16 protein-coding genes are annotated in these 21,414 nt (G+C 69.7%); 7 read left to right on the top strand and 9 right to left on the bottom strand.

The features are described from left to right. Positions 1–76: 76 nt before the first annotated feature. From ACSMXV_RS17955 to ACSMXV_RS17965, 3 genes are all read right to left on the bottom strand, one after another. Complete coding sequence (locus ACSMXV_RS17955) at positions 77–1,168, bottom strand: DNA-3-methyladenine glycosylase family protein (RefSeq protein ID WP_473178588.1); 1,092 nt, start codon at positions 1,166–1,168, stop codon at positions 77–79. Positions 1,169–1,418: 250 nt separating this feature from the next. Then, positions 1,419–2,501 (bottom strand): mannose-1-phosphate guanylyltransferase, encoded by a 1,083-nt coding sequence (gene manB, locus ACSMXV_RS17960; protein WP_473178589.1) that lies wholly within the window; start codon positions 2,499–2,501, stop codon positions 1,419–1,421. 130 nt (positions 2,502–2,631) lie between these two features. After that, positions 2,632–4,173, bottom strand: coding sequence for a peptidoglycan recognition protein family protein (locus ACSMXV_RS17965; protein WP_473178979.1), 1,542 nt, complete (start codon positions 4,171–4,173; stop codon positions 2,632–2,634). Between the two features lie 459 nt (positions 4,174–4,632). On the opposite strand from ACSMXV_RS17965, the gene ACSMXV_RS17970 reads away from it, so the two are divergent. From ACSMXV_RS17970 to ACSMXV_RS17985, 4 genes are all read left to right on the top strand, one after another. After that, the gene (locus ACSMXV_RS17970) at positions 4,633–5,388 is read left to right on the top strand and encodes a TIGR03089 family protein (protein ID WP_181662585.1); all 756 of its coding nucleotides are present in this window, start codon (positions 4,633–4,635) and stop codon (positions 5,386–5,388) included. A gap of 423 nt (positions 5,389–5,811) precedes the next feature. Next, a complete protein-coding gene (locus ACSMXV_RS17975; RefSeq protein WP_473178980.1) occupies positions 5,812–6,999 on the top strand; it encodes an LCP family protein in 1,188 nt (395 codons plus the stop codon). A gap of 223 nt (positions 7,000–7,222) precedes the next feature. Then, positions 7,223–8,959 carry an LCP family protein gene (locus tag ACSMXV_RS17980; protein ID WP_473178590.1) on the top strand — a complete coding sequence of 579 codons (1,737 nt, stop codon included), beginning with the start codon at positions 7,223–7,225 and terminating at the stop codon, positions 8,957–8,959. 66 nt (positions 8,960–9,025) lie between these two features. Further along, positions 9,026–10,690, top strand: a complete 1,665-nt coding sequence (locus ACSMXV_RS17985; RefSeq protein ID WP_473178591.1) for an LCP family protein — start codon at positions 9,026–9,028, stop codon at positions 10,688–10,690. Positions 10,691–10,784: 94 nt separating this feature from the next. Here the strand turns inward: ACSMXV_RS17985 and ACSMXV_RS17990 are convergent, their stop codons facing one another. After that, positions 10,785–11,798: a glycosyltransferase family 2 protein gene (locus ACSMXV_RS17990; protein WP_181867847.1), complete on the bottom strand. Its 1,014-nt coding sequence runs from the start codon at positions 11,796–11,798 to the stop codon at positions 10,785–10,787. Positions 11,799–12,033: 235 nt separating this feature from the next. Here ACSMXV_RS17990 and ACSMXV_RS17995 point away from each other — a divergent pair, with 235 nt between their 5' ends. Then, positions 12,034–13,527, top strand: a complete 1,494-nt coding sequence (locus ACSMXV_RS17995) for an LCP family protein (RefSeq protein WP_473178592.1) — start codon at positions 12,034–12,036, stop codon at positions 13,525–13,527. Between the two features lie 38 nt (positions 13,528–13,565). Here ACSMXV_RS17995 and ACSMXV_RS18000 read toward each other — a convergent pair whose 3' ends face one another. Beyond that, positions 13,566–14,126: an acyl-CoA thioesterase gene (locus ACSMXV_RS18000; RefSeq protein ID WP_181662590.1), complete on the bottom strand. Its 561-nt coding sequence runs from the start codon at positions 14,124–14,126 to the stop codon at positions 13,566–13,568. A gap of 108 nt (positions 14,127–14,234) precedes the next feature. On the opposite strand from ACSMXV_RS18000, the gene ACSMXV_RS18005 reads away from it, so the two are divergent. Continuing rightward, entirely contained in the window at positions 14,235–15,554 is a 1,320-nt protein-coding gene (locus ACSMXV_RS18005; RefSeq protein ID WP_473178593.1) for an LCP family protein, read from the top strand. A gap of 68 nt (positions 15,555–15,622) precedes the next feature. On the opposite strand, the gene ACSMXV_RS18010 is transcribed toward ACSMXV_RS18005, so the two are convergent. Beyond that, a complete protein-coding gene (locus ACSMXV_RS18010) occupies positions 15,623–16,780 on the bottom strand; it encodes an acyl-CoA dehydrogenase (RefSeq protein ID WP_473178594.1) in 1,158 nt (385 codons plus the stop codon). 181 nt (positions 16,781–16,961) lie between these two features. Here ACSMXV_RS18010 and ACSMXV_RS18015 point away from each other — a divergent pair, with 181 nt between their 5' ends. Beyond that, positions 16,962–18,302: a UDP-glucose dehydrogenase family protein gene (locus ACSMXV_RS18015; protein ID WP_473178595.1), complete on the top strand. Its 1,341-nt coding sequence runs from the start codon at positions 16,962–16,964 to the stop codon at positions 18,300–18,302. Between the two features lie 152 nt (positions 18,303–18,454). Here ACSMXV_RS18015 and ACSMXV_RS18020 read toward each other — a convergent pair whose 3' ends face one another. The 3 genes from ACSMXV_RS18020 to ACSMXV_RS18030 are packed head-to-tail and all read right to left on the bottom strand — an operon-like array spanning position 18,455 to position 21,334. Next, a complete protein-coding gene (locus ACSMXV_RS18020; protein ID WP_473178596.1) occupies positions 18,455–19,642 on the bottom strand; it encodes a dipeptidase in 1,188 nt (395 codons plus the stop codon). Between the two features lie 4 nt (positions 19,643–19,646). Continuing rightward, the gene (gene purE, locus ACSMXV_RS18025) at positions 19,647–20,150 is read right to left on the bottom strand and encodes a 5-(carboxyamino)imidazole ribonucleotide mutase (RefSeq protein ID WP_473178981.1); all 504 of its coding nucleotides are present in this window, start codon (positions 20,148–20,150) and stop codon (positions 19,647–19,649) included. Between the two features lie 44 nt (positions 20,151–20,194). Then, positions 20,195–21,334, bottom strand: coding sequence for a 5-(carboxyamino)imidazole ribonucleotide synthase (locus ACSMXV_RS18030; protein ID WP_473178597.1), 1,140 nt, complete (start codon positions 21,332–21,334; stop codon positions 20,195–20,197). Between the last annotated feature and the right edge of the window lie 80 nt (positions 21,335–21,414).

Below are 21,414 nucleotides of genomic sequence, written 5' to 3' on the forward strand. Positions count from 1 at the left end.
TGCGTCAGGCCGGTGCGTCGCGCGTTGCGTGCGCCTTGGCGGTCAGAGCGTCACGCGTTGCGTGTGTCCCGTTCGGTCACAGCGCCGCGATGTCGCCGCGTGGCATACGGGGTGTGCGGCGGGGCGGGGCGTGGCCGCTGAGCAGGATCAGGCGGGCCGCGCGGTGGCGCTGGCCCTGTTCGGCGTACGGCTCGAGCAGTTCGAGCATCCTCGCGTCGTCGGCGTTCCGGTCGCCTGCGAGGGCGTAGCCGACGATGCCGGGGAGATGCAGGTCGCCGACGGTGATCGCGTCCGGGGCGCCGTTGCTTCGCTGCACGGTCTCGGCGGACGTCCAGGGGCCGATTCCGGGGATCAGTTCCAGGCGGGCCTGGGCCTTCGCGGGTTCCATGGCCGCCGCCTCCTCCAGCCGCCGGGCGACGCGGACCGCGCGCAGGATGGTCGAGGCGCGCTTGTTGTCGACGCCCGCGCGGTGCCACTCCCACGAGGGGATCAGCGACCAGGTGCGTGGATCCGGCATCACGTACATGCGGTCCGGGGCCGGGCCCGGAGCCGGCTCGCCGAATCTGCGCACCAGGAGCCGCCACGCGCGGTACGCCTCGTCCGTCGTGACCTTCTGCTCCAGGATCGACGGGATCAGGGACTCCATGACCAGGCCGGTACGGGTGAGGAGCAGCCCCGGGCGTCGGCGCTCGGTGAGGGCGAGGAGGCGGTGGCGGGGTGTGAAGGCCGACGGGTCGTCCAACTCGCCCAGCAGGCGGGGGAGTTGGTCGAGCAGCCATTCCGCGCCCGGGCCCCACGCCTCCCCTTCGGCCTCGGCGGTGTCCGGGTGCAGGGTGACCCGGAGTGTTCCCGGGCCCTGCGGGGTGCGGCTGGTGCGCCAGAAGGAGCCGTCCGCGGTGGGTTTGAAGATGGGGTCGCCGGGGCCTCGGCGGAGGGGGCCCAGTACGAGGGCCAAGTTCAGCGGGCCGGGTGGGGTCCAGCGGCGGGTTTGAGGGGCGGGGCGCTGGTGTGGGAGCGCTGGGGGGCGGCCGTCTGCGGGCCTCTGTCCCTCGGGCCCCTGGCCCCAGGGATCCCGTCCTGCGGCCGGGGGGCTCGTGGGCATGGCGGTGTCGCCGCCTCGCACGGTTGTGCGGGTGACGGTGGGGCGGGGGGCGAAGCGGCCTGCCACGGGCGGGGTCCTTGGGGTTGTCGTGTGCCCTCTGAGGGTATGCGGTGTTTTCTCCCCCGGCCCGCCCCTTCCCGAAAACCGGGGCTTTCGCCCCGGAGCCCCCGGGCGTGCCGGTACGTTTTCGGGTGCGGGTCCTTGGGCGTTTGTGCCCACCCTCCCCCAAGCTCTCGGCTTCGCTCGAGCAGGGGGCACCCCCATCGCCCTGCGGAACGCCTGCCCACAAGCGCGGCCGACCGTTGGTAGGCCGGGTTCACTGGTCCGACGAGAAGCGCACCGTCGCGGGTGGGAGTTCCGCGTCGCACCAGACTCTTACACCCTCCCTCAGTTCGTTGTCGGCGCCGATTCTTGCGCCGTCGCCCACTACGGCGTCCGAGAGGATCGTGCGGGCGCCGATGCGGGCTCCTGCGCCGATGAGGGAGTCCGTGATGACCGCGCCCGGTTCGACGACGGCGCCGGCGAGGATCGTGCTGCCGGAGATCCGGGCGCCCTCGCCGATCCGGGCGTTCTCGCCGATCACGGTGCCGCCGGTCAGCTTCGCGTCGGGCGCCACCTGCGCCGATGACAGCACCAGTCGGTCGCCGCAGCGGCCCGGTACGGCCGGCGAGGGGACTCGGCCGAGGACGAGGTCGGCGGAGCCGCGTACGAAGGCCTGGGGTGTGCCGAGGTCCAGCCAGTACGTCGAGTCGACCATGCCCTGGAGATGCGCCCCGGAGGACAGCAGGCCGGGGAACGTCTCGCGTTCCACCGAGACGGGGCGGCCCGCCGGGATCGTGTCGATGACCGAGCGGCGGAACACGTACGCGCCCGCGTTGATCTGGTCGGTGACGATCTCCTCGGGCGTCTGCGGCTTCTCGAGGAAGGCCGTCACACGCCCGGTGCCGTCGGTGGGGACGAGGCCGTACGCCCGCGGGTCCTCGACCCGCGTGAGGTGCAGGGAGACGTCCGCGCCCGACGACTCGTGCACCGAGACCAGGGCGGGGATGTCCAGACCGGTCAGGATGTCGCCGTTGAAGATCAGTACGGGATCGTCCGGGCCGGAGCGGAGACGCGACGCGACGTTGCGGATGGCCCCGCCCGTGCCCAGCGGCTCGCGTTCGGTGACGTACTCGAGATGCAGACCGAGCCGGGAGCCGTCGCCGAAGTACGGCTCGAAGACCTCGGCGAGATACGAGGTCGCCAGGACGATGTGTTCGATGCCCGCGGCTCTTGCCCGGGCCAGTTGGTGGGTGAGGAACGGAACGCCCGCCGCCGGAACCATCGGCTTCGGCGTGTTGACCGTGAGCGGACGCAGCCGTGTGCCCTTGCCGCCGACCAGGAGGATCGCTTCAGTCACCTGTCGTCTCTGCTTCCTGCTCGGGCCGGCCGATAAGTCTTTCGGCCGGCCAGTGTATGCAGACCGTGCGGTCGTACCGTGCAGCTGTTCTGTTCGGATCCGCGGTATCCCAGTGATGGGTGTTCCGAGGTCAGCGGCCCTGGTAGCGGGCCGAGGCGACCCGGAGCCCGTTGAGTTGCCGGTAGAGGGCGGCACCCGGGCATTCGGTGAGGAAGCCGTCCCGATGCCCCGAAATCACACGGAGTCTTACCTTCCTCCCCTTCTTGTACTTGTTGCTGCCCCCTGACGTGAGGATCGTCGAGCCCCACGGATTGGCACCGAAAAGTCCGAGCTTCCATGCGGTCAGCCTGGCCACGGCCCTGACGGCCGCGGCGGACGGCTTGGACTTGGTGAAGGTCCCGAGGACGGCGATGCCCATGCTGTTGGTGTTGAAACCGAGCGTGTGTGCGCCCATGACGGGCTTCTCCACACCTCCGGCGCGGCCCTCGTAGATGTTTCCGCACTTGTCGACGACGAAGTTGTAGCCGATGTCACGCCAGTGATTGCTCTTGACGTGGTAGCGATAAATACTGCGGATGACTGAAGGGGCTTGTGAGCAGCGGTAGTTGTTGCCCGTGGCGGTGTGGTGCACGAACGCCGCCTGCACGGTCTTCGTATAGAGGAACTTGCGCTCGCGGAGCTTCTCGTCCGCACGCCAGCCCTTGCGCGTGATGATGCGCGGGCGGGGGCCGATGTACGGCTTCGCGCCCGCCGGGGCGGCGGATGAGCCGCGTGCGCTCAGTGCACCACGTGAGCCCGGCGCGGCGGCCGCACTGCGCGGGCTGGTTGCGCTGGTTGCACGGGGTGCACTTGGTGCGCCGAGCGGGTCGACAGCATCCTCAGCGGGCAGCTCGTCGGTGAGTGTGCCCTCCGGAGCGTGCTCGTCGGCGGGTGCGTCCAGCGGTGGATGCTCGTCGGTGAGCGCGCCCAGCGGAGGGTGCTCATCCGTCGCGGGTGCAGCCTGCGGTTCGTCCGCGGGAGCTTGCCGGGAAGACGACTCGTCGCCGGGGTCGACGAGTTCGAGACGCAGGCCCTCGGGAAGCGCTGTGCCGTGCCCGGCGTCATGCCCGTCGGCCTCGGGCTCCGGGCTCACGCGGGCCTCCACCCCGTCCGAATCGCCGACCCACAGGGGTGCTGTGGACCCACGGACGCGCCCCGTGGCGCGTTCCGCGCTCCCGGCGTCGGCGGCGTGCTCGAAGTTGTGGGTGTCCAGGTCCTGCCATGCGGACCAGGTGGTGGTGCCGGTGGCCCGGGTGCGTACCTGGACCCGGCCGTGCAGTTCGATGTCCGGGTTGTCCCAGACGAGGCCCACCAGCGAGAAGCGCCGCACCTGACGCTCCGCCAGTCCCTGTGCAACGGCCCCGGAACCCGGCGAACGGGCGGCGAAACCCATGGAACGTGCACGAGGACCGAAGGAACGGGTGGAGGCGGAGGGCACGGGTGCGAGCTGCAGTGACTGGGTGCTGCCCGGGACCGACCTCTCGGAGGCGGACGGAGCTTCCAGGCCGATGGAAGGGGAACGGGCTGCCAGGTCACCACCCACCGTCCGGCCGGAAGCCGCCGAGCCGGAAGCCGCCTGGCCGGAAGCCGCCGAGCCAACCCCTTTTCGACCGCGGAGGGTGGAGTCGACCAGTCCCCGGCCGCCCGGGACGGCAGCCGCGGGGCCGGGGCCGGGCAGAGGCACAGCGGGATGGGCCGCCGTGAGACCGAACGGCGCCGGGGCGACGCCTGTCCCGCGGAGTTGGTCCGCAGCCACACCGGGTGTCAATCCGGGCCGAGGTCCGACCTTCTGATGGGTCGGATCGTCCGGCACCTGCCAGTGAACGGGAGACACGGCATCGGACCCCGGCGGGGCGACCGTGGCGGCCTGGGCGCCGAAGGAGGGGACGGCGAGTGGGAGGGCGAGAGCTGTCGCGCATGTGACGCCGATGGAGGAGGCAAGAAATCCACGCATACAGGTGATGTTGTACATAGCGGGATATGTCTGTCTATGGAAAGTTGACGGCCCGTCGGCTGAAACGGGGACACCGCGGGACCGCCGATCCCCCGGCCGGGCGCACGACTTCGCCCCCGGGACGCGTAACCTTGCGGCGTGAACGCCACCGATCGCACCCCTGCCGACCTGCTGCGATCCGCGCTCGCCGCGGACCCGGCGCGCCCCTTGGTGACCTTCTACGACGATGCCACCGGCGAGCGCGTCGAATTGTCCGTGGCCACCTTCGCCAATTGGGTGGCCAAGACTGCCAATCTGCTGCAGGGCGACCTTGCCGCGGAGCCCGGCGACCGGCTCGCACTGCTGCTGCCCGCGCACTGGCAGACGGCGGTGTGGCTGCTGGCCTGTTCGTCGGTGGGCGTCCTCGCGGATGTCGGCGGCGACCCTGCGGCCGCCGATCTCGTCGTCAGCGGTCCCGACTCGCTCGACGCGGCGCGCGCCTGCTCCGGCGAACGCGTCGCACTGGCGCTGCGGCCGCTCGGCGGCCGGTTCCCGCAGACGCCCGAAGGATTCATGGATTACGCGGTCGAGGTGCCGAGCCAGGGCGACCGCTTCGCGCCGTACGCACCGGTGGACCCGGAGGACCCCGCGTTGATCGTCGCCGGGGCGGAGTTGTCGGGCGCCGAGGTGGTCGAACGTGCTCTCACCGATGCGGCGGGTCTCGGGCTGACGGGACCCGGATCGCGTCTGCTGTCCACACTGCCGTACGACACCTGGGAGGGGCTGAGCGCCGGGCTGTACGCGCCGCTGGCGACCGGGGGCTCCGTGGTCCTGTGCCGGCACGTGGAGCGGCTCCCCGCGGACGGTCTTGCGAAGCGGATCGAGAGCGAGCGGGTCACAGCGACGGCGCGCTGACGCCGCCATCGCGGCACCGCGCCACGCTACTGACGCAGCAGCGTGGCACGGCGCCGTCCCGCTGGGCGGCCGGCCCCAGGCTCCGCGCACCCCCGGAAATCGCCCTCCGGGCTCGTCCTCAAACTCCCCCAGCCAACTCCCCCAGCCAACGCCGAGGGTGCCCCCAGGAGGTGCCCCCAGACGGGCTGATTTCGCTCGTCCTCAGAATCCGGACGGGCCCCGTAACTAACCCATTCAGCCCAGCCGAGCCCCGGGTCCACGGGCCCCCGCGGCCGTCCCGGGCCATGGTCGTAGGAGCACCACCTACGCCAGGGGACGCCACGAGGGGTGGAGGAAGTCGTGACCGACACCGCCGGCACGCCTTCCGGGACTGATCAACCGGAGGGCAGGACTCCCGGGCCAGCCGTCGGCAGGCGGTCCACCCTGGGCCCCGGCGCGGGTGCCTCCGCCGTCGGCCGGCGTCCCACGCCGGGCCCGGGCGCGGGCGCCTCCGCCGCCGGAGGCCGGACGCGTCAGCGGCGGAAGCGGTGGCTGCGGCGTACGGCCTGGGGCACGGCCGTCTTCGTGCTCGCCGCCGGCGGCACCGGATGGGCGGTCTACGAGAAGCTCGACGGCAACATCACCAAGGACATGCAGGCGGCCGAGGAGCTCAAGCGGTACGAGAGGGAGCGCCCGACGCCGTCGGCGCAGGGCGCGCAGAACATCCTTCTGATCGGCTCCGACACCCGGGCGGGCGCGGGCAACGCCAAGTACGGCCGGGACTCGGGCACCGCGCGCTCCGACACCACGATCCTGCTGCACCTCGCGGCCGACCGGCAGAGCGCGACCGCCGTGTCCATACCCCGCGACCTGATGGTCGACGTGCCCAGCTGCCACAAGCCGGACGGCACCAGCACCGAGCCGGTGTTCGCCATGTTCAACCACGCCTTTGAGGCGGGCGGTTCGGCGTGCACGATACGGACGGTCGAGAAGCTCACGGACATACGCATCGACCACCACATGGTCGTGGACTTCGGCGGCTTCACGAAGATGGTCGATGCGCTGGGCGGCGTGGACGTCTGTCTCGCGGAGCCGATCGACGACCCGGACGCCCATGTGAAACTGCCCGCGGGCCGGCACCGGCTGAGCGGCGAAGCGGCCCTTGGTTTCGTACGCGCCCGCAAGAGCCTCGGCGACGGCAGCGACACCGAGCGCATGGACCGCCAACAGCGGTTTCTCGGCGCCGTGGTCAACAAACTGCGGAGCGACGACGTACTGCTCAACCCGGTGAAGCTCTATCCGGTGCTGGACGCGGCGACCTCGTCGCTCACCACGGATCCGGGTCTGGGCAACCTGCGCGGTCTCTACGACTTGGTGCGCGGCATGCGCGATATCCCCACGGAACGCGTGCAGTTCCTTACGGTTCCCCGGGCGCCCTACGCGAACAACGCAAACCGGGATCAACTGGTGGAACCAGCCGCAGAACACCTCTTCGCCCAGCTGCGGACGGACGCACCGGTGGCCGTAGCGCCCCAGTCGGACACGGACAAAGGCGACGAAGAGGCCGGCGACCCTTCGAACCCGCCCTCCACATTTCGCGGAAACACGGCAGCCGACGACGGCTGCGAGTAAAGCGCTCGCCAACCACGTGAAAATGTCTTCAATGAATTGCACCGGATTGCCCGGTTGTAGGGACGTGGAATTTGTCACCGCCGTCGCTGGACGCTGAAGTGGACGGATAGTGTGAGCGATCCGGTGCATCAGGCCACGAGGTCGCGCACTGTTTCACCGACTGACCGAGCGCCTTTTGAGGGGGAAAGGCGCCGCGTGGCCCCGACGGAGGACTCAAGAAACCGTGGACGCGCAAGGCCGTTGGCGGGCGGACGACATCGACCCCGCAGACCAGTGGGTACTCAACCCCACCACCGGTGACTACGAACTGCGACTGAGCCCCTCCGCAGGGCAGTCGACCGTCCCGGGCCCGCGCAGATCCCGCGGCGGCCCGGGTGCCCAGGTCCGCTCGCCCATGGGCGCCGCTACCGCTCCGCGAGGGCACACCGCTCCGGTCCGGGGCACTCCGGCGGCTCCCGCCCCCGAGGTGCCCGGCCCTCGTAGGCGACGCATGCCCGAGCCGCCCCCGAGCCGCCGCAAGGGCCGGCCGAAGAAGTCGAAGGCGAAGAAGGCACTGATGTGGACCGGAGGCATCATGGCCTTCGTCCTCATCGGGGGTTCGACGGCCGGGTACCTCTACTACCGGCACCTCAACAACAACATCAGCGCCGTCCCCGACGACGGCGCCGGCACCGGCGGCTTCTCCAAGGACCGGGCGATCAACATCCTGCTGATCGGCACCGACAAACGCACCGGCAAGGGCAACGAGGGCTACGGCGACTCGGGCAGCCTGGGGCACGCGGACACGACGATCCTGCTCCATGTCTCCAAGGACCGGACGAACGCCACCGCGTTGAGTATTCCGCGCGACATGATCGTGGACATCCCGGACTGCCCGACCACGCAGAAGGACGGCACCAAGAAGACCATTCCGGGTACCTCCCAGACTCGCTTCAACGAAAGCCTCGGCCAGTCAGGCCGCACACCGAGCTGCACGATGCGCACGGTGACCGAGATCACCGGCCTGGTGCCCGACCACTTCATGGTGGCCGACTTCAACGCGGTGAAGACGCTGTCGACCGCGGTCGGCGGCGTGGAGGTCTGTCTCGCCAAGGACATAGACGACCCGAAGTCGCACCTGAAGCTCTCCCAGGGCAAGCACACCATCAAGGGTGACCAGGCTCTCGCCTTCGTCCGCACGCGCCATTCCGTCGGATTCGGCGGTGACCTGAGCCGGATCGAGCTGCAGCAGCAGTTCCTCAGCTCGCTGATGCGCAAGCTCAAGTCGAACGACACGCTCACCAGCCCGTCGAAGATGGTCGATCTGGCGGAGGCGGCCACCAAGGCACTGACGGTCGACTCGAAGATCGCGGACATCAAGAAGCTGGCCGGCCTGGGCCAGGAGATCGGCAAGGTCAACACCAAGAACCTCACCTTCGCCACGACACCGGTCGTCGACAACACCGACGGCGCGACCGTGTTGCTCAACGAGTCGAAGGCCAAGACCCTCTTCGCCTTCATGAAGGAAGACATCTCGCTCACCGAGGTGAAGAAGAAGGAGAAGGAGAAGGTGGCGGCCCGTCTCAAGGGCTCCCGCGCCGACGCCTCCGAGGTACGGGTCAACATCTACAACGGCGGCGCCCCCGCCGGTTCCGCCCAGGAAACCCTCACCTGGCTGCAGAACGAAGAGGGCGTGCTCAAGTCCAGCCAGCTCGGCAACGCGGACACGACCCAGAAGACGACGACGCTCGAGTACGCGCCCGACCAGGCTGATCAGGCGCGCAAGCTCGCCGACATCATGGGGCTGACCGCATCCCAGCTCAAGCCGGGCGAGAGCGAGGAAACCGCGCAGGGCCTGCCGGCGATGAAGCTGATACTCGGCAAGGACTACAAGGGTGCCGGCGTGACGACCACCGACCCGTCGAAGGCGACGGACGGGGTCCAGAACGTCCAGGCGGACAAAACAGTGTGTGCCAAGTGACCGACAGCGGCCGTCCTGCGTCTGACAGGGCGGCCGCTGCACAAGGCACAGGGGGAGGGACAGCACATGAGGGAGAGCAGCGTACGCGGGGAGAGATCGCGACCACGCGTCCGTGATGCCGAGGCACTCGGCTGGGACGAGACCCTTTACGAAGGCCAGGGCAGGGGGGACGAGGAGTCCGAGCCGCGGGAGCGCGGCCGGCGCGGCGGTGGGGGCAGGCGACGCGCGGGCGGTCCCCGGCCACCGCGCCGCAGACGCCGGATACTCCGCTGGTTCGCCACGGTTCTGTCGGTACTGATACTCGGCACCGCCGGTGCCGGCTATCTGTACTACGAGCACCTGAACAGCAAAATCAAGAAGGACAAGCTCAGCCTCGGCGACGAGAAGAACAGGCCCGCCAAGGCGAAGGCGAACGCCGCGGGCCAGACCCCGCTGAACATCCTGCTCATCGGCTCGGACGCCCGGGACACCAAAGAGAACCAGAAACTCGGTGGCGCCAAAGAGACCTTCGGCGCCGCCCCTCTCGCGGACGTCCAGATGCTGCTGCACCTCTCTGCCGACCGCAGCAACATGTCGGTGGTCAGCATGCCGCGCGACACCCTGCTGCAGATTCCCGAGTGCACCGACCCGGACACCGGCCGGGTGTTTCCAGCAAGCACGGGGCGCCTGATGACGAACCAGTCACTCGGCCGCGGCGGGCCCGGCTGCACGGTCGCCACCTGGGAGCAGCTGACCGACATTCACATCGATCACTTCATGATGGTGGACTTCGCCGGTGTGGTGTCGATGGCGGACGCGGTCGGCGGCGTCCCGGTCTGTGTGACCGCCAATATCTCCTCGAGGGACAGACAGGGCCATGGCTCCGGGCTGAAGTTGGAGAAGGGCACCACCCCGATCAAGGGCAAGCAGGCCCTGCAGTGGCTGCGTACCCGCTACGGCTTCGAGGACGGCAGCGACATCGCCCGCGCCAAGGCCCAGCACCAGTACATGAACTCGCTGGTTCGCCAGCTGCGCGCGAACGCGACGCTGAGCAACCCCACCCAGCTGCGGAGACTCGCCGAGACCGCCACCGACGCGCTCACCGTCGACGAGGGCCTGGGCACCGTCGGGAAGCTCCTCGCCCTCGGCAACCAGTTGAAGGAGGTGTCGCCGAAGCGGATCACCATGACCACGATGCCGTTCCAGTACGTGGGCAGCCGCGTGGAGCCGAAACCCGGCGACGCCGAGAAGCTGTTCCGCCTGGTGCGCGAGGACATCGCCCTCGACGGCAAGGACAAGAAGAAGTCCACCGCGGAGGAGACCTCGAAGGACCCGGCCGCCGCGGACGACGAGATCGGCGTGCAGGTCCAGAACGGCACCCGCACCGCCACGCTGGCTCCGGTCGGCGGGCGCGCGAACGCGGTGGCGCAACTCCTGGTCGGCAAGGGCTTCACCAAGGCGGCGGCCGACGCGTCGGTGGCGCTGACCGAGGACAAGACGATCGTGCGCTACCCGAGCGCCGAGCTGGAGGGCGACGCGCAGGCGGTCGCCAAGTCCCTCGGTGTTCCGCTGAGTTCGGTGGAGAAGTCGACCCAGGTCTCCGGCGTCACGCTGGTGGTGGGCGCCGACTGGCGTGAGGGCACCGCGTACGAGGCCAAGGCGGAGGACGACAAGACCCCGAAGTCGGCCAAGCTCCTCAACGGCGCGAACGACAAGGCGTGTATGCGCGTGAACCCGGCCTTCACCTGGTAGTGGACGGGGCCCGGCTCCGGCGGTCCTCGGCGCGTACCGAGGGCCGCCTGGCGGCCGGGATCAGGCCTCACCGACGACCGCCGGGCGGCCGGGATCAGGCCTGGGTGACGACCGCCGGCCTCCGCGACGCGATGACCTTCCTCGCCAGCGCCCGCGGGCTGGTCAGAAAGCCCCAGCCCCACGACATGTGCATCGTGGCGAGGGCGACGGGGATCTGCAGCCGCGCCTTCAGCGACAGGCCCTTGCCCGCGGGCACGGACCCGGCCGCGATGGCGGCGAGATAGCCGCCGGGTATCACGAACCCCCACGGCGTGAGCGCGGCGCCCACCACGATGCCCGCGGCGATGGCGCACACGGCGGTCGGCGGAGCGAGGTAGCGCAGGTTGATCGAGCCCTGGTGGTAGCGCGCGACGACATGGCGCCAGCGGCCGTAATCCTTGTACTGCTTGGCGAGGGCCTTCACCGACGGCCTCGGGCGGTACGAGACCTTCAGCTCCGGCGAGAACCAGATGAGGCCGCCCGCCTCGCGGATACGGAAGTTCAGCTCCCAGTCCTGGGCGCGGATGAACTCCTCGTTGTAGCCGCCCTGCTGCTCCAGGGCCGCGCGGCGGAAGACCCCCAGGTACACGGTCTCGGCGGGGCCCGCCTCGCCGCCCGTGTGGAAGGCCGCGTTGCCGACGCCGATCTTCGAGGTCATGGCGGCCGCGACCGCATGCTCCCAGTCGTTCTCGCCCTCGGCGTGCATGATGCCGCCGACGTTCTGCGCGCCGGTCTCCTCCAGGAGGCGGACGGCGGTCGCGATGTAGTTCGGCGAGAGGATCCCGTGGCCGTCGACGCGCACCACGATCGGGTGCCGGGACGCCTTGATCGCCGCGTTCAGCGCGGCGGGGGTGCGGCCCGTGGGGTTCGGCACGGTGTGCACCCGGGGGTCCTCGCGCACCAGCTCGGCGGCGATCTCGTCGGTACGGTCCGTGGACGGGCCCAGCGCGATGACCACCTCCATCTCGCCCTCGTACTCCTGCGCGAGGATGGCGTGGACGGCTCCGCGCAGATGCCGCTCCTCGTTGAGGACGGGCATGATCACGGATACGGCGGGAGGGTGGGTCATGTCTTCCTGCGTCACGTTGGGGGTACCGGCCGGGTCTCACGGGCCGACGGCGGCAGCCGCCGACGTCGGAGCCCCGGGATGTGCAGCGTTTCGGAGGGTCACGTTACCGCGAACGGGGGACAGGGACGCGCGCCGTCCGGGTCATTACCGCAGGCCGCATTTCGTATCGCCGTACCGTGCTCGGGATTCCCCGGCCCGTCTCGGTCTCCCGACCGTACTGCGGAGGTACCCCCTCGTGCCCACGCCGCCCAGCTCGCCCGCCCGTCCGCAGCGCCGCCCGCAGCCGTCGCGGAGCAGGCGGCCCGCACCGGCACCCGAGCCTCCTCAGGCGGCGGGGCGCAGGCGGCGGCCGCAGTGGGCCATGCGGGCGGTGACGACGCTCTCGGTGGTGGTCCTGGCCTCGGCCGGAATCGGGCATGCGCTGGTGACCAGCGTGGACAAGGGGGTGATCGAGCGGGTCGACCCCTTCAAGGACATGAAGAACAGACCAGCCGCCGGCCACGGCATGAACGTTCTGCTGGTCGGCACGGACGACCGCGACAAGCTCTCCTGGGAGGACAAGGCGAAGTACCGGCTGGGCGGCGCCCCCTGCCACTGCACGGACACGATCATGATCGTGCACATCTCCCAGGACCGGAAGCGCGCCAGCATCGTGAGCCTCCCGCGCGACTCGTACGCCGAGATGCCCGCGCACTTCGACGAGACCACCGGGGAGAAACACCACTCCCACCCGGTCAAGATCAACGCGGCGTACGCGGAGGGTGGTCCGCAGCTCACCGTCCGCACCGTGGAGCACATGACGCACCTCAAGATCGACCACTATCTCGAGGTCGACTTCACCAGCTTCATGAAGACCGTGGACGCGATCGGCGGTGTGCAGATCTGTACGACGAAACCGCTCAGGGACTCGCACACAGGGCTCGATCTCTCTCCGGGCACCCACACGCTGGACGGTGGCGAGGCCCTGCGGTACGTGCGCTCCCGGTACATCGACGCGGGCTCCGACCTGAGCCGTATGCAGCGCCAGCAGCGCTTCCTGGCCGCGGTGATCGCCAAGGCCACGTCGTCGGACATCCTGCTGAACCCGGTGAAGTTCCGCGACGCCACGCGGGCCGTGCTCGGCTCCGTGCGTGCGGACAAGGGCTTCGGTGCCGACGAGATGCTCGCCCTGGGGCATGCGATGCGGCGCTTCTCACCGAAGTCGTCGGAGTTCACGACGGTGCCGGTGGGCGGGAGCGAGCAGCTCAAGGGCGTCGGCTCGACCCTGAAGTGGGACACGGGCAAGTCCGAGAGGATCTTCCAGGCGCTGCGCGACGACAAGCCGCTGACCGTGCCCCGCGCGCGACCGCGGGCGACGCTCGTCGACGTCGCACCGCAACAGATCCGGGTGCAGGTCGAGAACGGCACGCGCACGCCCGGCCTGGGCCGCCGCGTCGACAGCGCCCTGCGCGCCAATGGCTTCCTGACGACGAAGGCGCCGGTGAACGCGGACAGGAAGCGGACCCTGACGCGCACGGTCGTCACGTACGACCCGCGCTGGGACCGCTCGGCGAAGACCCTCGCGACGGCGCTGCCCGGCAGCGAGCTGCGCCCCGTCAAGGGCCAGGGCGCGCTGCTGAAGGTGATCGCGGGCACGGACTTCAAGCAGGTCAGGCCGGTGCGGGCGGAGAAGGAGGTCCGGGCGGACAAGTTCTCCGCGGTCACGGGCGACCAGGTCGTGTGCCCTTGAGCACACTGTCGGCCTGACCAGACTGTGGCCCTCGGGACTCAGTCCTCGAAGCCGTCGGCCGCACGCTGGTCGCGCAGCTCCTTGATGGCGCGGCGGCGCGCCAGCCGGTGTGTGCGCCGGATCTGTGCCTCCTGGTAGCGCCGCTTGTCCCGCTCGGTCTCGGGAATCACCGGCGGTACGACGCGGGGCTTGCCGTCGGAGTCGACGGCGGCGAAGACGAGATAGGCGGAGCCGACCTGCTGGGCGGGGGCCGACTCGTTCCAGCGCTCGGCCAGGACCCGGACGCCGACCTCCATCGAGGTCCGCCCGGTCCAGTTGACCTGCGCCTTCACATGCACCAGATCGCCCACGCGGACCGGCTCCAGGAACGCCATCTCGTCCATCGACGCGGTGACCGCGGGCCCGCCCGAGTGCCGTCCGGCGACGGCGCCGGCGGCGTCGTCCACCAGCTTCATGATCACACCACCGTGCACCGTGCCGAGGAGGTTGGTGTCGTTGTGGGTCATGATGTGGCTCAGTGTGGTGCGGGACGCCGACGTCGGCTTGCCCGGTATAGCGCCCGGAATGCTGGGTTCCGCGCCGTGGGCCTGGTCTGTCATGGCGTCCACCTTATGCCGGGCGTATATGTGTCAGCTCTGCAACAGCCCTGGTGTGATTTTCCACGTGACCTTGTGGGACACACAGCCGGAGACGGCACACTGGGCCGCATGAGCGATTGGCCAGGCGGATGGACCGGCGACACCCGTGACAACGGCGGCGACCGTTACGGACGCGGCAGCGCGAGCGCAGACCCCGAGGGCGCCCGCGTGATGCGTCATGTGCAGCGCGGCCAGGTGCCCCGTCCCCGCCCGTCGGCTCCGCCGCGCGGCGGAGTCCCGCCGCAGCCCTCGTACGGAAACGGCGAGCGCTATCAGGACGGATACGCCCAGGGCCCCGGCGACGCCTACGACAGCGGCTACAACACCGGCCAGGTCTACGGCTCGGGCGGCGGCCGCCGGGGCGGCGACGACGACGGGTACGACTACTACGGCACGGCACGCCCCGCGCCGAACTGGCGGCGGCGAATAAAGGTCGGCTCGCTCACCCTCGTCGTGGTCCTGCTCGCGGTGTCGATCGGCACGTACTTCTGGGCCGACTCGAAGCTCAAGCGCGAGGTGGACCTCTCCAAGGTCATCGAACGGCCCGCGGAGGGCGAGGGCACGAACTACCTGATCGTCGGCTCCGACAGCCGCGAGGGCATGACCGCCGAGGAGAAGAAGAAGCTCCACACCGGCTCCGCCGAGGGCAAGCGCACGGACTCGATGATGATCCTGCACGTCGGCGACAACGGGAACACGATGATCTCGCTCCCCCGCGACTCGAACGTCGTGATCCCCACGTTCGTGGGCTCCGAGTCGGGCAAGACCTTCCCGGGCACGGGCCGCCAGGTGAAGCTGAACGCCGCGTACGCGGAGGACGGCCCCGAGCTGCTGGTCCGCACCGTCGAGTACAACACCGGCCTGCACATCGACCACTACGCGGAGATCGGCTTCGCCGGCTTCGCCAAGATCGTCGACGCGGTGGGCGGCGTCGAGATGGACATCCCCAAGGCGTTCAAGGACAAGAACTCCGGCGCCGACTTCCAGGCGGGCAAGCAGACCCTCAACGGCGAGCAGGCCCTGGCCTTCGTCCGCACCCGGTACGCGTTCGCGGGCAGCGACCTCGACCGTACGAAGAACCAGCAGAAGTTCCTCGCGGCACTCGCCAGCCAGGCGGCGACCCCGTCGACGGTCCTCAACCCCTTCAAGCTGTATCCGACGATGGGGGCCGGCCTGGACACGCTGGTCGTCGACAAGGACATGAGCCTGTTCGACCTGGCGTCCATGTTCTGGGCGATGAAGGGCATCACCGGCGGAGACGGCACGTCCATGAACATCCCGCTCTCCGGCAACGCCGCGAACGGCAACCTCCAGTGGGACACCACGAAGGTCAAGACGCTGGTGAACGAGCTGAAGAACGACGAGAAGGTGACGGTGTCGGGCGACTGAGCGCCGTCTTCGTACGCCGATGGGCCCCGCCGATCAGATCGGCGGGGCCCCTCTCGTGTCCTCTGTATCTACGGCAGGTTGCGGGCCATCACGATGCGCTGGACCTGGTTGGTGCCCTCGTAGATCTGGGTGATCTTCGCGTCGCGCATCATCCGCTCGACCGGGTAGTCACGCGTGTAGCCGTACCCGCCAAGCAGCTGCACCGCGTCCGTGGTGACCTCCATCGCCACGTCCGAGGCGAAGCACTTCGCGGCCGCGCCCTGGAACGTCAGGTCGCCATCGCCCCGCTCCGACTTCGCCGCCGCCGCATACGTCAGCTGCCGGGCCGCCTCGATCTTCATCGCCATGTCCGCCAGCATGAACTGGATGCCCTGGAAGTCCGCGATCGGCTTGCCGAACTGCTTGCGCTCCTGGACATAGCCCTTGGCATAGTCCAGCGCACCCTGCGCGATGCCCAGCGCCTGCGCGGCGATCGTGATCCGCGTGTGGTCCAGGGTCCGCATCGCCGTCGCGAACCCGGTACCCTCCGCACCGATCATCCGGTCGGCCGGGATCCGCACGTTGTCCAGGTACACCTCACGGGTCGGCGAGCCCTTGATGCCCAGCTTCTTCTCCGGCGCACCGAACGACACACCTTCGTCGGACTTCTCCACCACGAACGCGGAGATGCCCTTCGAGCGCTTCTCCGGATCCGTGACGGCCATCACCGTGTAGTACTCCGACACACCCGCATTGGTGATCCACCGCTTCACACCGTTGAGGACGTAGGTGTCGCCGTCCCGGACCGCCTTGGTCTTCATGCCCGCCGCGTCCGAGCCCGCGTCCGGCTCCGACAGGCAGTACGAGAACATCGCGTCACCCTTGGCCAGCGGGCCCAGGTACTTCTTCTTCAGCTCCTCCGAGCCGGACAGGATCACCGGCAGCGAGCCGAGCTTGTTCACCGCCGGGATCAGCGACGAGGACGCGCACACCCGCGCGACCTCCTCGATCACGATCACCGTGGCCAGCGCGTCCGCGCCCGCACCCCCGTACTCCTCCGGCACGTGCACCGCCGCCAGCTCCGAGGCCACCAGCGCATCCAGCGCCTCCTGCGGGAACCGCGCCTCCTCGTCCACCGCCGCCGCATACGGGGCGATCTTCGCCTCGGCGAGCGAACGCACCGTCTCCCGGAGCATGTCGTGCTCTTCCGACGGCCGGTACAGATCGAAATCCGACGTTCCCGCCAAGGTCTCTCACCCTCCACACATGCTAATTACCGTTAAGTAACCCAAATCTTAGGGGGCCGTTCGCGCGACGTGCACGTGAGGTTGACGACAGCGGAAAGCATGACGGGAAGGGGCCCGACAGGGCCCGACTATGCTCGGGCAGGCACCGAAGCCGCTTTCGACTGGAGCACTGGAGCACCGTATGGCCCTCAAGATCACCGTGATCGGCACCGGCTATCTCGGCGCCACGCACGCCGCGGCCATGGCCGAACTCGGATTCGAGGTCCTGGGGCTCGATGTCGTACCCGAGAAGATCGCGCTGCTGGAGACCGGCCGTACGCCGATGTACGAGCCGGGGCTCGAGGAGCTGCTGCGCAGGCATGTCGCGGGGATCGAGGGGTCGAGCGGGCGGCTGCGGTTCACCACGGAGTGGTCGGAGGTCGCGGAGTTCGGCGACGTCCACTTCGTCTGTGTGAACACTCCGCAGAAGCACGGCGAGTACGCCTGCGACATGAGTTACGTCGACTCCGCGATGGAGTCCCTCGCCAAGCACCTCGACAAGCCCACACTCGTCGTCGGCAAGTCCACCGTGCCGGTGGGCAACGCCGAGCGGCTCGCGGCGCGCATCGCCGAGCTGGCGCCCGCGGGCAGCGAGGTGGAGCTGGCCTGGAACCCCGAGTTCCTGCGGGAGGGCTTCGCCGTCCAGGACACGCTGCACCCGGACCGGATCGTGGTCGGCGTCCGCAGCGAACGCGCGGAGAAGCTGCTGCGCGAGGTGTACGCGACGCCGGTGACGGAGGGCACGCCGTTCGTGGTGACGGACTTCCCGACGGCGGAGCTGGTGAAGACCGCCGCCAACTCCTTCCTCGCGACCAAGATCTCGTTCATCAACGCCATGGCGGAGGTGTGCGAGCCTGCGGGCGGCGACGTCGTGAAGCTGGCCGAGGCGATCGGCTACGACGAGCGGATCGGGCCGAAGTTCCTGCGGGCCGGGATCGGCTTCGGCGGCGGCTGCCTGCCCAAGGACATCCGCGCCTTCATGGCCCGCGCCGGCGAGCTGGGCGCGGACCAGGCGCTCACCTTCCTCCGCGAGATCGACTCCATCAACATGCGGCGCCGCGGACAGATGGTGGAGATGGCGCGCGACGCGGTCGGCGGCAGCTTCCTGGGGAAGCGGGTCGCGGTGCTCGGCGCCACGTTCAAGCCGGACTCCGACGACGTACGGGACTCGCCCGCGCTGAACGTCGCCGGGCAGATCCATCTGCAGGGCGGCCAGGTCACCGTGTACGACCCCAAGGGCATGGAGAACGCCAAGCGGCTTTTTCCGACGCTGGGGTATGCGGGGTCGGCGGCCGATGCGGTGAAGGGTGCGCATGTGGTGCTGCATCTCACCGAGTGGCGGGAGTTCCGGGAGCTGGATCCTGCGGGGCTGGCGGCTTTGGCTACGGAGCCGGTGTTGTTGGACGGGCGTAACGCGCTTGACGCTGCGCGCTGGCGTGAGGGTGGGTGGACGTTCAGGGCCATGGGGCGGCCCTCGGCTTAGCGCCTCGGGCCGCTCCAGGCCCGCCCGCCGGGCTGGGGTACTGGTTCGCGGCACCCGCCGTCGTGGTGCTGTTGCCCAACCTCCCCCAGCTACCGCTGGGAGGTGCCCCCAGCCCTGCGGAACGATCGCCCACAGCGGTTACAGCGGTACGCCTAGCCGTCCAGCTGCTGCAGCGTTGCGTTTGACGGTGCGGTCCTGGAGCCCAGGTCCCGTGCCACGTCCTCTGCCGCGCCCAGTACCCGTACCGCGTTCTGCCACGTCAGCTTGGAGAGGTCCTCGCGGGACCAGCCTCGGGAGAGGAGTTCCGCGATCAGGTTCGGGTAGCCGGAGACGTCGTTCAGGCCGTCCGGGGTGAATGCCGTGCCGTCGTAGTCGCCGCCGATGCCGATGTGGTTGATTCCGGCGACCTCGCGCATGTGGTCGAGGTGGTCGGCGACCGTGGCGGTGGTGGCGATCGGGCGCGGGTTGGCCTCCTCGAAGGCGCGGTGGATCTTCATCGCCTCGGGCGTGGTGTCGAGCGGGTGGAAGCCATGCGCGCGCATGTTCCCGTCGGCCGCCGCCGTCCAGTCCACCGCCGCCTGGAGGACGAACTTGGGGACGAAGGTGACCATCGCCACTCCCCCGTTCCCCGGCAGCCTCTCCAGCACGTCGTCCGGGATGTTGCGCGGATGGTCGCAGACCGCCCGGGCGGAGGAATGGGAGAAGATCACGGGCGCCGTGGAGGTGTCCAGCGCGTCGCGCATCGTCGAGGCCGCCACATGGGACAGGTCCACGAGCATGCCGATGCGGTTCATCTCGCGGACGACCCCACGGCCGAACGGCGAGAGGCCGCCGACGCCCGGCTTGTCGGTCGCCGAGTCCGCCCACGCGATGTTGTCGTTGTGCGTGAGCGTCATGTAGCGCACGCCCAGGGCGTACAGGGCGCGCAGGGTGGCCAGCGAGTTGTTGATGGAGTGGCCGCCCTCGGCGCCCATCAGCGAGGCGATGCGGCCCTCGTCGCGCGCGGCCTCCATGTCGGCGGCCGTCAGGGCGCGCCGTAGATCGGCCGGGTAGCGGGTGATCAGCTGCTGGACGCAGTCGATCTGTTCGAGCGTGGCGCTCACCGCCTCGTCCCCGGCCAGATCGGTGCGGACGTACACGGACCAGAACTGCGCGCCGACCCCGCCGGCCCGCAGCCGGGCGAGGTCGGTGTGCAGATGTGCGCTCTGGTCGGTCGCGATGTCGCGCTGGTCGATGTCGTAGCGCACCTGCTCGCGCAGGGCCCAGGGCAGGTCGTTGTGCCCGTCGACGACGGGGAACTCGGCCAGCAGTTCCCGGGCCTCGTCCGGATACGTCGTCACGCCGTCACTTCCCCGAGGCGAAGCCGAACGACGCCGCGCCCTCGACCTTCGCGCGCAGCCGCTTGCCCTTCTCGGTGGCCTGGTCGTTCAGCTCCTGCTGGAACTCCCGCATACGGGCGAGGAGATCCTCGTCGTGGGCGGCGAGCATGCGGGCCGCGAGCAGCCCCGCGTTGCGTGCGCCGGCGACCGACACGGTGGCCACCGGCACGCCCGCCGGCATCTGCACGATGGAGAGCAGGGAGTCCATGCCGTCCAGGTACTTCAGCGGCACGGGGACGCCGATGACCGGCAGCGGGGTGACCGAGGCGAGCATGCCGGGCAGATGGGCGGCGCCGCCCGCACCGGCGATGATCACCTTCAGACCGCGTCCGGCGGCCTCCTCGCCGTACGCGATCATCTCGCGCGGCATGCGGTGCGCGGAGACGACATCGACCTCGTAGGGGATCTCGAACTCGTCGAGGGCCTGGGCCGCGGCCTCCATGACGGGCCAGTCGGAGTCGGAGCCCATGACGATGCCGACGACCGGGGCGGCGGAGGATTCGGGAGAGGTGCTCACTCGGTGATCGTTCCTCGCAGATAGCCGGCGGCGTGGCGGGCGCGCTCCAGCACGTCGTCCAGGTCGTCGCCGTAGGTGTTGACGTGGCCGACCTTACGGCCGGGCTTCACGTCCTTGCCGTACATGTGGATCTTCAGCTGCGGGTCACGGGCCATGCAGTGCAGATACGCCGAATACATGTCCGGGTAGTCGCCGCCGAGGACGTTGCACATCACCGTCCACTTGGCGCGCGGGCGCGGGTCGCCGAGCGGCAGGTCGAGCACGGCGCGCACATGGTTGGCGAACTGGGAGGTGATCGCGCCGTCCTGGGTCCAGTGCCCGGAGTTGTGCGGGCGCATCGCCAGTTCGTTGACGAGGATGCGGCCGTCGCGGGTCTCGAACAACTCGACGGCGAGGTGGCCGACGACGCCGAGTTCCTTGGCGACGCGCAGGGCGAGCTCCTCGGCCTGCAGTGCCAGCTCTTCGTCGAGGTCGGGGGCCGGTGCTATCACCGTGTCGCAGACGCCGTCGACCTGACGCGACTCGACGACGGGGTAGGCGACGGCCTGGCCGTGCGGCGAGCGGACGACGTTGGCGGCCAGCTCACGGGCGAAGTCGACCTTCTCCTCGGCGAGGACCGGCACACCGGCGCGGAAGGGCTCGGCGGCCTCCTCCACGGAGTCCACGACCCACACGCCCTTGCCGTCGTATCCGCCGCGCACGGTCTTGAGGACCACCGGGAAACCGTCGCCCTCGGCGGCGAAGGCGGCCACGTCCTCCGGATCGCTCACGATCCGGTGGCGCGGGCACGGCACGCCGATCGCGTCGAGCTTCGCCCGCATCACGCCCTTGTCCTGGGCGTGGACGAGCGCGTCGGGGCCCGGGCGTACGGGGATTCCGTCCGCCTCCAGGGCCCGTAGATGCTCGGTGGGTACGTGTTCGTGATCGAAGGTGATCACATCGCAGCCCCGCGCGAACTCACGCAGCGTGTCGAGGTCGCGATAGTCGCCGACGACGACATCGCTGACGACCTGCGCCGCGGAGTCCTGAGGGGTGTCACTGAGGAGCTTGAACCTTATGCCGAGCGGGATGCCTGCTTCGTGCGTCATACGAGCGAGCTGACCGCCGCCGACCATGCCGACTACGGGGAACGTCACGCCCCCAGGGTATCCGCCGCCAGGTACCGCCGGACGCCCGCGCATGCCCATCGGAGTCTCTGCATGCTCATCACACAAAG

This window comes from Streptomyces sp. DSM 42067 (assembly GCF_055792885.1).

What these genes read in the sequence shown, in the direction of transcription:
- ACSMXV_RS18005 (WP_473178593.1), top strand. Translation starts at nt 14,235, where the DNA reads ATGAGCGATTGGCCAGGCGGATGGACCGGCGACACCCGTGACAACGGC.
- purE (WP_473178981.1), bottom strand. Translation starts at nt 20,150, where the DNA reads ATGGGCTCCGACTCCGACTGGCCCGTCATGGAGGCCGCGGCCCAGGCC.
- ACSMXV_RS17990 (WP_181867847.1), bottom strand. Translation starts at nt 11,798, where the DNA reads ATGACCCACCCTCCCGCCGTATCCGTGATCATGCCCGTCCTCAACGAG.
- ACSMXV_RS18015 (WP_473178595.1), top strand. Translation starts at nt 16,962, where the DNA reads ATGGCCCTCAAGATCACCGTGATCGGCACCGGCTATCTCGGCGCCACG.
- ACSMXV_RS17985 (WP_473178591.1), top strand. Translation starts at nt 9,026, where the DNA reads ATGAGGGAGAGCAGCGTACGCGGGGAGAGATCGCGACCACGCGTCCGT.
- ACSMXV_RS18000 (WP_181662590.1), bottom strand. Translation starts at nt 14,126, where the DNA reads ATGACAGACCAGGCCCACGGCGCGGAACCCAGCATTCCGGGCGCTATA.